The organism is Pantoea sp. GM_Pan_4, assembly GCF_026541005.1.
GTDB lineage: Bacteria > Pseudomonadota > Gammaproteobacteria > Enterobacterales > Enterobacteriaceae > Pantoea > Pantoea dispersa.
Genome location: NZ_JALNUZ010000013.1, coordinates 44,187 through 56,077 on the forward strand (window position 1 = coordinate 44,187; position 11,891 = coordinate 56,077).

An 11,891-nucleotide genomic window follows, 5' to 3' on the forward strand; every position below is an offset into this window, starting at 1 on the left:
AACCCATCGAAGCTATCAGCGAGTTATGCATCAGACAAGTACTATCCCAGGCTATTTTGATCGCCCGAGCGGCGAGCGCTTTACCCCGCTGCGCGGCTTCGGCAATGCGCATCTGCAAACGCTGCTGCCGCGCCTGCTGCGCCGGCGCGTCACGCTGCGCCCGCACTGGCAGCGCCTCGATCTGCCGGACGGCGACTTCGTCGATCTGGCGTGGAGCGAAAATCCGGCACAGGCACGTCACAAGCCGCGCATGGTGCTGTTCCACGGGCTGGAAGGCAGTTTCCGCAGCCCGTATGCCCATGGGCTGATGCAGGCGTGTCAGGCGCGCGGCTGGCTGGCGGTGATCATGCACTTCCGCGGCTGCAGCGGCGAGCCGAACCGTCTGCAGCGCATCTATCACTCCGGTGAAACTGAAGATGCCACCTATTTTCTGCACTGGCTGCAGCGCGAATGGGGCACGGTGCCGACTGCGGCGGTCGGCGTTTCGCTTGGCGGCAATATGCTGGCCTGTCTGCTGGGGCTGCAGGGCACGTCGGCCCCGCTGGATGCCGCGGTCGCCATCTCCGCGCCGCTGGCGCTTGAGCCATGCAGCCAGAAGCTGGACGTGGGCTTTTCACGCTTTTATCAGCACTACCTGCTGACCCAGCTGAAGAAAAACGCCACGCGCAAACTGCGCGCCTGGCCGGGCACGCTGCCGGTCGATCTGACGCAGCTGCGCGCCTTCCGCCGGCTGCGTGAGTTTGATGATGCGATTACCGCCCGCGCCCACGGTTTTATTGATGCGCGCGACTATTATCAGCGCGCCAGCGCCATGCCATTGCTGACCGGCGTGCGCAAGCCGCTGCTGATCATCCATGCCAAAGACGATCCCTTTATGACCGATGCGGTGATCCCGCAGCCGCAGCAGTTGTCTGCCACAATTGAATATCAGCTGACGCAGCAAGGCGGTCACGTCGGCTTCGTGGGCGGCAGCCTGCTGCGACCCAAAATGTGGCTGGAGCAGCGCGTGCCGGACTGGCTCTCAACTTATCTGGATATGTAATTGTGATTATTCCCTGGCAAGAACTCGACCCGACAACGCTGGAAAACCTGATAGAAAGTTTTGTGCTGCGTGAAGGCACCGATTATGGCGAGCAGGAGCGCAGCCTGACGCAGAAAGTGGCCGACGTGCGCCGCCAGCTCGAGCAGGGCGAGGTGGTACTGGTATGGTCAGAATTGCATGAATCGGTCAATATTATGCCGCGGCGTGAATTTCGCGGCTGATGCGTCAGGCGGCAATTCGTGGTAACAATGCTCATCGCCGGACTTCACAGGGAGCGCTGTTATGTCAGCCAGGCATCCAGTCATAGCCGTTACCGGTTCCAGCGGCGCCGGAACCACCACCACCAGTCTCGCCTTCCGTAAAATTTTCCAGCAGCTGGATCTGCACGCGGCGGAAGTAGAAGGCGACAGTTTCCATCGCTATACCCGTCCGGAAATGGACATGGCGATTCGTAAGGCGCGCGACCTCGGGCGTCACATCAGTTACTTTGGCCCGGAAGCCAACGACTTCGGCCTGCTGGAGCAGACTTTTCGCGACTATGGCCAGAGCGGACTCGGCCAGTCGCGCAAATATCTGCACACCTACGATGAAGCGGTGCCGTGGAATCAGGTGCCGGGCACGTTTACACCCTGGCAGCCGCTGCCGGAAAACACCGATGTGCTGTTCTATGAAGGCCTGCACGGCGGCGTGGTGACGCAGCAGCATAACGTGGCGGAACATGTCGATCTGCTGGTTGGCGTGGTACCGATTGTCAATCTGGAGTGGATTCAGAAACTGGTGCGCGACACCAGTGAGCGCGGCCATTCGCGCGAAGCGGTGATGGATTCGGTGGTGCGTTCGATGGAAGACTACATCAACTACATCACGCCGCAGTTTTCCCGCACGCACCTCAACTTCCAGCGCGTGCCGACCGTGGATACCTCGAACCCGTTTGCCGCGCGTGAAATCCCGTCGCTGGATGAGAGCTTTGTGGTGATCCATTTTCGCGGCCTGGAGGGCATCGCTTTTCCTTATCTACTGGCGATGATCCAGGGCTCGTTTATTTCCCACATGAATACGCTGGTGGTGCCGGGCGGCAAGATGGGACTGGCGATGGAGTTGATCATGACGCCGCTGGTGCAGCGGTTGATTGAAGGAAAACGTATTGAATAGCGCAGGCTAACGCGCCAGTTTCGCCGGGAGGAACTGAGATCGGGAGCGCAGGCCCGCGCTCCCGGCTGGATTACAGCTCCACCACTTCGTAGCTGTGCGTTATCTCGACGCCCTTGCCCAGCATGATCGCCACCGAACAGTACTTCTCCGCGGACAGATCCACCGCGCGCGCCACCGCTTTATCGCTCAGCGCTTTGCCGCTGACAATAAAATGCAGATTGATATGCGTAAAAATGCGTGGCGCTTCTTCGCGGCGTTCCGAGGTCAGTTTGACTTCACAATCGGCGACATCGTTGCGCCCCTTTTGCAGAATCGACACCACGTCAATCGCGCTGCAGCCGCCCGCAGCCATCAACACCATCTCCATCGGGCTGGGCGCTTTATCACCGGAATTGCCGTCCATTAATACCTGATGACCGGATGAGGATTCTCCGAGAAAGGTCAGCCCTTCCACCCATTTCACTCGTGCCTGCATTATTCTTTCTCCTGAAGCGGCGGTTTTGCCGCCAGAGTACGCTTTCACCTGACAAACAGCAATGCAGACGCATCCCCCACCTGCTGAAGCGAGACAACAGGAGACAGGTTGCAAAAGCTATGCTACAAACAGTGCTGAAAATATTTTCGTCACGAAAGACGAAAGCGGGACGAATCAAAAGCATCGCTTACGAATCCACCCCCGAATAACTGTCCCTCACGGGAAACGCTGGACGATTTCACCGCCTGACAGGGAAAACTGCCCCCTGTATTTTGGGCACGATTACAACAGAGGATAATAGCGAATGGTTCTCGGCAAACCGCAAACAGACCCTACACTCGAATGGTTCCTGTCCCATTGCCATATTCACAAATATCCATCCAAAAGCACCCTCATCCATCAGGGTGAGAAAGCGGAAACGCTGTACTACATCGTGAAAGGTTCCGTCGCGGTACTGATTAAAGATGAAGAAGGCAAAGAGATGATTCTCTCCTACCTCAATCAGGGGGATTTCATCGGTGAGCTCGGCCTGTTTGAAGAGGGCCAGGAGCGTAGCGCCTGGGTACGTGCGAAAACCGCCTGCGAAGTGGCTGAAATTTCCTACAAAAAATTCCGTCAGCTGATTCAGGTCAATCCGGATATTTTAATGCGCCTGTCGGCGCAGATGGCGCGTCGCCTGCAGGTAACATCTGAAAAAGTCGGCAACCTTGCCTTCCTCGATGTGACCGGCCGTATCGCGCAAACGCTGCTCAACCTGGCGAAACAGCCTGATGCCATGACCCACCCGGACGGTATGCAGATTAAAATCACCCGTCAGGAGATTGGTCAGATCGTGGGCTGCTCACGCGAAACCGTGGGTCGTATCCTGAAAATGCTGGAAGATCAGAACCTGATCTCCGCACACGGCAAAACCATCGTCGTTTACGGCACCCGCTGATTTCTTCTCACCCACGGCGTGATGGCAACATCGCGCCGTTTCTGTTTACGATGAGCTGATGTGGCGTCGAATCATCTATCATCCGGAAGTTAACTATGCGCTGCGGCAAACGCTGGTGCTGTGCCTGCCTGTGGCGCTCGGCTGGCTGTTTGGCGATCTGCAAAAAGGGCTGCTGTTCTCCCTGGTGCCGGCCTGCTGCAACATCGCCGGTCTGGATACGCCACACAAGCGGTTCTTCAAACGGCTGATTGTCGGCGGCGCACTGTTCGCCAGCGGCAGTTTTCTGATTCAGTACCTCACGGCTTACGCGGTGCCGCTGCCGCTGATTCTGCTGGTGTTACCGCTGCTGGTGGGCGTGACCGGTGAAATCAGCCCGCTGCATGGTCGTTTGCTGCCCGGCACGCTGATCGCCGCCATCTTTACCTTAAGCCTCGTCGGCCGTATGCCGATGTGGGTCCCGCCGCTGCTGTATATCGGCGGGACGCTGTGGTACGGGCTGTTTAACTGGTTCTGGTTCTGGCTGTGGAAAGAGCAGCCGATGCGCGAGACCCTCAGCCTGCTGTACCGCGAGCTGGCCGATTACTGCGACGCCAAATACACCCTGCTGACGCAGCTGACCGATCCGGAAAAAGCGCTGCCGCCGCTACTGGCGCGCCAGCAGAAAGCGGTCGATCTGATCACCACCTGCTACCAGCAGATGCATATGCTGTCCGCCAGCCGTGATAACAGCCATAAACGCCTGACGCGCGCTTTCCAGGTCGCGCTCGATCTGCAGGAACATATCTCGGTCAGCCTGCACCAGCCGGAAGAGGTGCAAAAGCTGGTGGAGCAAAGCCACGCCGAGGCGGTGATCCGCTGGAACGCGAAAATCATTTCGGCACGGCTGCGCGTGCTGGCCGATGCCATTCTCTATCACCAGCTGCCGGAACGCTTCCACATGGAGAAGCCGCTCGGCGCGCTGGAGAAAATTGCCCGGCAGCACCCGGATAATCCGGTCGGTAATTTCTGCCTCTACCATTTCAGCCGCATCGCCCGCGTGCTGCGCACGCAGAAGCCACTGTACACCCGCGACCTGATGGCCGATCGCCAGCGCCGCCTGCCGCTGCTGCCGGCGCTGCGCAGCTACCTGTCGCTGAAATCTGCCGCGCTGCGGACGGCGGCGCGCTTCGCCGTGATGCTGATGTTCGGCAGCGCGCTGGCGCTGTTCTTCAATATTCCCAAGCCTTACTGGATTCTGATGACCATCATGTTTGTCAGCCAGAACGGCTACAGCGCCACGCGCGTGCGCATTCAGCACCGGGCGCTCGGCACCTTCGCCGGCTTGCTGATCGCCGCGGCGTCGCTGCGCTTTGCTGTTCCGGAGTCGATTGCCCTGCTGACCATGCTGGTCATCACGCTCGCCAGCTATCTGATCACGCGTAAATATTATGGCTGGTCGATGATTGGCTTTACCGTAACGGCGGTGTATTCGCTGCAGCTGCTGTCACTGAATGGCGCGCAGTTCCTGCTGCCACGCATGATGGATACGCTGATGGGCTGTCTGATTGCCTTCGCCGGTATGATCTGGCTATGGCCGCAATGGCAGAGCGGGCTGCTGCGCAATAACGCGCACGATGCGCTGGAGGCATATCAGGAGGCGCTGCGCCTGCTGCTCGGTCCGGAGCAGGCGCCGGAAAAGCTGGCGTATCAGCGCGTCAAGGTTAACCAGGCGCACAACGCGCTGTTTAACTCGCTCAACCAGGCGTCCACCGAGCCGGGCTTTAACTTCCAGTATCTGAAAGATATGCGCCTGTGGGTGACTCACAGCCAGTTTATCGTCGAGCACATCAACGCCATGACCATTCTGGCGCGCGAGCACACCATGCTGACGCCAAAGCTGGCGGAGCGCTATTTGCAGTCCTGTGAAATCGCGCTGCAGCGCTGTCAGCAGCGGCTGGCTTACGACGGGCCGGGCAACGACAGCAATATTCTGGAAGCGCCGGAGAATCTGAATGAGGGGCCGGTGACGATTGTCGAACAGCATGTGAAGCGCATTCTGCAGCACCTCAATGTGATGCACACCATTTCTTCACTGGCGTGGAGCCAGCGCCCGCATCACGGCCGCTGGCTCAGCGTGCTGAAGCCGAAAGGTTAGTTCAGGACTTTCGCGATCGCCCGGGCAAAGCGCGCCATGCCTTCTGCGATATCGGTCGGCTCAATCACCAGCGACGGCACAAAGCGAATCACATCGCTGCCGGCGGTCAGTACCATCAGGCCTTCAGCGGCGGAAGCGTTGAGGATATCGCGCGCTTTGCTGGCGTGCTGCGCGTTGAGTACGGCACCCAGCAGCAGCCCTTTGCCCCGAATTTCACTGAAGATGTCGAACTGCTCATTGATTTTCTGCAGCGCCGAGACAAACTGCTCACGGCGCGCGTCGACACCATTCAGTACCTCGGGCGTATTGATGATATCCAGCGCGGTTTCGGCAATCGCACAGGCCAGCGGGTTGCCGCCGTAGGTGGTGCCGTGCACGCCCGGCGCCATCACCGAGGCGATTTCATGGGTGGTCAGCATCGCGCTCACCGGGAAACCGCCGCCCAGCGCTTTAGCGGTGGTGATGATATCTGGCTTGATACCATAGTGTTCGTAAGCAAACAGCTTACCGCTGCGGCCCATGCCGCTCTGCACTTCATCCAGCACCAGCAGCGCGTTGTGCTGATCGCACAGCGCACGCAATCCCTGCATGAATTCCGGCGTTGCCGGCATCACGCCGCCTTCCCCCTGAATCGGCTCCACCACAATCGCGCAGGTGTGGTCGTCAATTACCGCCTTCACCGCGGCCAGATCGTTAAACGGCACATGGACGATATCCGCCGGCTTCGGGCCAAAGCCATCGGAGTATTTCGGCTGACCGCCCACCGAGACGGTGAACAGCGTGCGGCCGTGGAAGGCGTTGTGGAAAGCGATAATTTTGCTTTTGAACGGGCTGTGCTTTTTGCAGGCGTAGTAGCGCGCCAGTTTGAACGCCGCTTCGTTCGCTTCGGCACCGGAGTTACCGAAGAATACCCGCTCGGCGAAGGTCGCCGCGATCAGTTTACTGGCGAGGCGCAGTGCCGGCTCATTGGTGAACACGTTACTGGTGTGCCACAGGGTTTCGCCCTGGCTTTTCAGCGTTTCCACCAGCGCCGGATGACAATGGCCAAGCGCGGTGACCGCGATACCACCGGAGAAGTCGATATACTCTTTGCCCTGCTGATCCCACACGCGGCTGCCTTTGCCTTTGACCGGCACAAACTGCGCAGGTGCATAAACAGGCAAAATAACGTTATCGAACGTTTCCCGGCTTACCGCTAGATTTTCCGCTGCCATTGATGACCTCATCGGGTTATTTGTTGAGCTGATGTGAAATTATAATCACAAAATATGCATAAAAAATCATGCAATGGCAAACGGAAGTTACGTATTGAGGAAATTCGCCAGCAGCTGATGTCCCTGCTCACTGAGAATGCTCTCCGGATGGAACTGCACGCCCTCCAGTGGCAGCGTACGATGGCGGAAGCCCATGATCTCATCGGCAACGCCATCGCGCAGGCTCCAGGCGGTGACTTCAAACTCCGGCGGCAGCGTGTCGCGCGCCACAATCAGCGAGTGATAGCGCGTGACGGTCAGCGGATTATTCAGGTTGCGGAATACGCCCTGGCCGGTGTGCTGCACCGCAGAGGTTTTGCCGTGCATCACCTGGCGCGCGCGCACCACCTGCGCACCGTAGGCCTGCGCAATCGCCTGATGGCCAAGACAGACACCAAGAATCGGCAGCCGTCCGGCAAAGTGGCGGATCGCTGCCAGCGAGATGCCGGACTGATCCGGCGTGCAGGGGCCCGGCGAGATCACCAGATGGCTCAGCGGCAGCGCCGTCATCTCTTCCAGCGTCATTGCATCGTTGCGCACCACACGCACCTGCGCGCCCAGTTCACAGAAGTACTGGTAGAGATTCCAGGTAAAGGAGTCGTAGTTATCAATTAGCAGCAGCATAATGCCCTCAGGCCAGTAAAACCGCCGCTATTCTACGCATTTTAACGCGCCGGACTCACCACTTTCGCAAACTGCGCATTGAGCGGCGCGAGATCGCCGCCAACGCCGGCGACGATGGCCTGGTGCCAGCTTTCAGGCTCCAGCGTATCCCAGTTCAGCAGATAGCCCGCGTGCAGCGCCAGCTGTTCGAAAAAGATGCGCTGTGCCCGCCCGTTACCGGCACGGAACGGATGCAGGACGTAGATTTCACAGTAGTAATGCGCGATGCGTGCCACGAAGGTCTGCGGGTCGAGGTCGCACAGGCCCTCTTCCTCTTCCAGTGCGCTCATCAGCGCATTGCCCTCGTTCTCGATGTACTCGCAGTGGCAATAGGGCGTGTCGTCGCGCCAGATGTCGATGGTACGCAGTTCGCCGGCCCAGCTGTAGATATCCTGAAACAGCGTGCGGTGAATATGGCGCAGGTGCGGCAGGCCAGGCGTGGCCGGTCCGAGCGCCAGCGTGGCCAGCCGCGCCGCGCTGAATGCCAGCTCGGCTTTACGCAATTGCGCCACGTCGTGAATTTCCAGCAGGTTTTTCAGCACGTCATCGTTGTGCCACAAATAGGGATCGCGCACCGCCAGGCTGTTATCCGCCATATTGCCTCCTCAGCGATGCCAGACGATCGTCCGCCTGGGCGCTCTCGACGGCAGGTTCATTCAGCGTGTAACCGGCCAGTTTGCAGCTGGCCTGATAATTGGCCGCACGGGTTTGCTGCCACAACGTGATTTTCTGTTTTTCGGTGAGTTTGCTGCTCATAGCGCCTCCGGCAAGCAGGATGTGCCCTAAGTATAAGAGCAAATTTCAGCTTTGCCGGTGCGCGGCAGACGGCGCCACCCAGGGGTGGCGCGCAGAGGGATTACGGCAGGACTTTCGCGGAAGTGATAACAATCGGTTTTGACGGCACATTCTGGTATGGCCCGACATCTTTGGTCGGCACCTGGGCGATCTTGTCGATCACATCCATGCCTTTCACTACTTTACCAAACACCGCATAGCCGAAGTCGCGCTGACCATGGTCAAGAAAAGCGTTGTCCGCCACGTTCAGGAAGAACTGGCTGGTGGCACTGTCTTTCTCAGCGGTACGCGCCATGGAAATGGTGCCACGCAGGTTGCGCAGGCCGTTATCCGCTTCGTTTTTGATCGGCGCGTTGGTCTGCTTCTGCTGCATATCCGCCGTGAAGCCGCCGCCCTGAATCATGAAACCAGGGATCACACGATGGAAAATGGTGTTGTTGTAGAAGCCGTTATTCACGTAATCCACAAAGTTTTTTACTGAAACCGGGGCTTTCTGATTATCCAGTTCAAGTTCGATATTGCCCGCAGAGGTGGTGAGCAGCACGTGCGTATCCCCTTTCGCCGCCAGAGCCGAAGCAGATACAGAAGAGAGCGCTAACAGGGCAACCGCCGCTGTCAAAGTACGTTTAAGCATGAAAGATTCCTTACCTTGGAGAGCAAGCTCAAAAACGAGATTGATTGTAAAGAGCATGTAATACAAGAGCCAGCGTTTTACCTATATTTACGCTGATGTTGCTATCGTCATACTTTTCCCGTCGCGCAATCATTTGCGTGACGAAAATCACACTATTAATGAAATATTTCTCGCACGTTTCACTGCTTGTTTATTACGATCACAGATCCATTTACAATTCATGACACTTTTTGCCACGTCGGCGCATCACAGGTTCAGAACATGACAAACCGTAATCGCATTGGCCTTACCTGGATCAGCTTTTTCTCCTATGCGCTCACCGGCGCACTGGTGATCGTTACCGGTATGGTGCTGGATAATATTGCCCAGTATTTCCAGCTGCCCATCTCAGAGATGAGCAACACCTTCACTTTCCTTAACGCCGGTATTCTGGCGGCGGTGTTCCTGAACGCCTGGCTGATGGTGATTGTGCCACTCAAGCGCCAGTTGATCTTTGGCTTTGTGCTGATGATCCTCGCCGTGGCCGGGCTGATGACCAGCCATAACCTCACGGTGTTCTCGCTGTGCATGTTCGTGCTCGGCGTGGTCAGCGGTATCACCATGTCGATCGGCACCTTCCTGATTACCCATCTGTACGATGGTCGCCAGCGCGGTTCCCGTCTGCTGTTTACCGACTCGTTCTTTAGCATGGCCGGCACCATCTTCCCGATTATCGCGGGCATTCTGCTGGCGCGCGCGCTGCCGTGGTACTGGGTTTACGCCTGCATTGGCGTGATCTACGTGGCGATCTTCATCCTGACGCTGATGGTCGAGTTCCCGGTATTGAAGAGCGAAGCCGCGGTGCAGGGCGGCGAAAAAGAGAAGTGGGGCATCGGCGTGCTGTTCCTGTCAATCGCGGCACTGTGCTACATCCTCGGCCAGCTCGGCTTCATCTCCTGGGTACCGGAATACGCCACCAAATCAATGGGCATGGATATCGCCGCCGCCGGTCAGCTGGTCGGTAACTTCTGGACCGCCTATATGGTCGGCATGTGGGCGTTCAGCTTCCTGCTGCGCTTCTTCGACCTGCAACGCATTCTGGTGGTGCTGGCGCTGCTGGCCACCGGCCTGATGTTCTGGTTCGTGAAAACCACCGATGCCAGCATGCTGCACTGGATCATTATGTCGCTTGGCTTCTTCTCCAGCGCCATTTACACCACCATCATCACGCTGGGCTCGCTGCAGACCAAAGCGTCATCGCCGAAGCTGGTGAACTTCATCCTCACCTGCGGCACCGTCGGCACCATGCTGACCTTCGTGGTCACCGGCCCGATCGTGGCCAAAGGCGGTGCGCACGCGGCGCTGTCCACCGCGAACGCGCTGTACGCGGTGGTGTTCGTGATGTGTGTGCTGCTCGGCTTTGTCACTAAACATCGCCAGCACGCTCACCAGACTGCCTGATCCCCGAGCGGCGCGAAGCCTCGCGCCGCTATTCCTCTTCCCGCTTCCTTAACGCCGAAACGTCACCGCTTCGCTAGCGCCGAGATAAATTTCACTGCTTGCCGGCTGTGTGGCCGCCACCAGCACGCCCTTACGCAGCGAATAGCGCACCGGCACCTGACGGCGCAGCGCATCGAACCCGTTATCAGCAGGCAAAATAATCAGGCTGGCCGCGTTGCCCACCTGCACGCCATAATCCGCCAGCTGCATGGTTTTGGCACTGTTGTGCGTGATGAGTTGCAGACCGCTGTCGATCTGCTCATAGCCCATCAGCTGACAGACGTGCAGCCCCATATGTAGCACCTGCAGCATGCTGGCGGTGCCGAGCGGATACCAGGGATCGAACACATCATCATGGCCGAAGCAGACGTTGATACCCGCCTCCAGCAGCTCTTTCACCCGCGTCACGCCGCGCCGTTTCGGATAGCTGTCAAAGCGTCCCTGCAGATGAATATTCACCAGCGGATTGGCGACAAAGTTAATCTGCGACAGCTTCAGCAGGCGGAACAGCCGCGAGGTATAGGCGTTATTGTACGAATGCATCGCCGTGGTGTGGCTGGCGGTGACGCGCGCGCCCATGCCTTCGCGGTGCGCCAGCGCCGCCACGGTCTCGACAAAGCGCGACTGCTCATCATCAATCTCGTCACAGTGCACGTCCACCAGCCGGTCATAGCGCTGCGCCAGCGCAAACGCCTTGTGCAGTGATTCGACGCCATATTCGCGGGTAAATTCATAATGCGGGATCGCGCCCACCACATCGGCACCAAGGCGCAGCGCCTCTTCCAGCAGCGCTTCGCCGTTGGGATAAGAGAGAATGCCCTCCTGCGGAAAGGCCACGATCTGGATATCGATCCACGGCGCCATCTCCGCTTTCACCTCCAGCATCGCGGTTAAGGCGGTCAGCGTGGGATCGGACACATCCACGTGGGTACGCACGTGCTGAATGCCGTTGGCAATTTGCCACTTCAGCGTCTGCCGCGCGCGCTGCTTCACATCCTCATGGCTGAGCAGCGCCTTGCGTTCAGCCCAGCGCTCAATGCCTTCAAACAGCGTGCCGGACTGATTCCACGCCGGTTCGCCGGCGGTTTGCGTGGTGTCGAGATGAATATGCGGCTCGATAAACGGCGCGCTCGCCAGGCCACCGGCGGCATCCAGCGCATCCGGCTGGGCGGCCGCGTGCGGCGGCTGCGGAATAATGGCGCTGATGTTGCCGTGGCGAATTTCGATCTGCCATAAACCCGGTTGGCCTGCCAGGCGCAGGTTGTTTATCCACTTAAACGCTTGCTGGGTCATATCCTTCTCCGCTGAAAACGCAACATCTTAAGCT

13 protein-coding genes are annotated in these 11,891 nt (G+C 58.4%); 6 read left to right on the forward strand and 7 right to left on the reverse strand.

All coding sequences use genetic code 11. From position 1 onward, the window contains the following. Nucleotides 1-25 precede the first annotated feature (25 nt). From OXR61_RS20110 to OXR61_RS20120, 3 genes are all read left to right on the forward strand, one after another. A complete protein-coding gene (locus OXR61_RS20110; RefSeq protein ID WP_021507443.1) occupies nt 26-1,042 on the forward strand; it encodes a hydrolase in 1,017 nt (338 codons plus the stop codon). A 2-nt stretch (nt 1,043-1,044) separates the two neighbouring features. Further along, nucleotides 1,045-1,263, forward strand: a complete 219-nt coding sequence (locus OXR61_RS20115) for a YheU family protein (protein WP_021507442.1) — start codon at nt 1,045-1,047, stop codon at nt 1,261-1,263. A 61-nt stretch (nt 1,264-1,324) separates the two neighbouring features. Beyond that, the gene (locus OXR61_RS20120; RefSeq protein WP_021507441.1) at nt 1,325-2,194 is read left to right on the forward strand and encodes a phosphoribulokinase; all 870 of its coding nucleotides are present in this window, start codon (nt 1,325-1,327) and stop codon (nt 2,192-2,194) included. A gap of 70 nt (nt 2,195-2,264) precedes the next feature. Here the strand turns inward: OXR61_RS20120 and OXR61_RS20125 are convergent, their stop codons facing one another. Then, nucleotides 2,265-2,669: an OsmC family protein gene (locus tag OXR61_RS20125; protein ID WP_021507440.1), complete on the reverse strand. Its 405-nt coding sequence runs from the start codon at nt 2,667-2,669 to the stop codon at nt 2,265-2,267. Between the two features lie 304 nt (nt 2,670-2,973). Between OXR61_RS20125 and crp the strand changes: the two genes are divergently transcribed. Together crp and OXR61_RS20135 are read left to right on the forward strand one after the other, a co-directional pair. Then, a complete protein-coding gene (crp, locus tag OXR61_RS20130; RefSeq protein ID WP_000242755.1) occupies nt 2,974-3,606 on the forward strand; it encodes a cAMP-activated global transcriptional regulator CRP in 633 nt (210 codons plus the stop codon). Between the two features lie 58 nt (nt 3,607-3,664). After that, nucleotides 3,665-5,740 (forward strand): YccS/YhfK family putative transporter, encoded by a 2,076-nt coding sequence (locus OXR61_RS20135; RefSeq protein WP_021507439.1) that lies wholly within the window; start codon nt 3,665-3,667, stop codon nt 5,738-5,740. On the opposite strand, the gene OXR61_RS20140 is transcribed toward OXR61_RS20135, so the two are convergent. The 5 genes from OXR61_RS20140 to ppiA all read right to left on the reverse strand — a co-directional run bounded on the left by OXR61_RS20140 (nt 5,737) and on the right by ppiA (nt 9,085). Then, complete coding sequence (locus OXR61_RS20140; RefSeq protein WP_059012478.1) at nt 5,737-6,954, reverse strand: aspartate aminotransferase family protein; 1,218 nt, start codon at nt 6,952-6,954, stop codon at nt 5,737-5,739. The two genes, OXR61_RS20135 and OXR61_RS20140, sit on opposite strands and share 4 nt — an antisense overlap. 87 nt (nt 6,955-7,041) lie before the next feature. Next, nucleotides 7,042-7,617, reverse strand: coding sequence for an aminodeoxychorismate synthase component II (locus OXR61_RS20145; protein WP_021507437.1), 576 nt, complete (start codon nt 7,615-7,617; stop codon nt 7,042-7,044). 41 nt (nt 7,618-7,658) lie between these two features. Next, nucleotides 7,659-8,252 carry a putative adenosine monophosphate-protein transferase Fic gene (locus OXR61_RS20150; RefSeq protein ID WP_021313655.1) on the reverse strand — a complete coding sequence of 198 codons (594 nt, stop codon included), beginning with the start codon at nt 8,250-8,252 and terminating at the stop codon, nt 7,659-7,661. Further along, complete coding sequence (locus tag OXR61_RS20155) at nt 8,242-8,412, reverse strand: YhfG family protein (protein WP_021507436.1); 171 nt, start codon at nt 8,410-8,412, stop codon at nt 8,242-8,244. The genes OXR61_RS20150 and OXR61_RS20155 overlap by 11 nt, the downstream gene beginning before the upstream one ends. Before the next feature lie 100 nt (nt 8,413-8,512). After that, nucleotides 8,513-9,085 (reverse strand): peptidylprolyl isomerase A, encoded by a 573-nt coding sequence (ppiA, locus tag OXR61_RS20160; RefSeq protein WP_021507435.1) that lies wholly within the window; start codon nt 9,083-9,085, stop codon nt 8,513-8,515. A 261-nt stretch (nt 9,086-9,346) separates the two neighbouring features. On the opposite strand from ppiA, the gene tsgA reads away from it, so the two are divergent. Further along, entirely contained in the window at nt 9,347-10,525 is a 1,179-nt protein-coding gene (gene tsgA, locus OXR61_RS20165) for an MFS transporter TsgA (protein WP_021507434.1), read from the forward strand. A 48-nt stretch (nt 10,526-10,573) separates the two neighbouring features. Here the strand turns inward: tsgA and OXR61_RS20170 are convergent, their stop codons facing one another. Further along, on the reverse strand, nt 10,574-11,857 hold the full coding sequence (locus tag OXR61_RS20170; RefSeq protein WP_021507433.1) for a cytosine deaminase: 1,284 nt from the start codon (nt 11,855-11,857) through the stop codon (nt 10,574-10,576). Nucleotides 11,858-11,891 lie beyond the last annotated feature (34 nt).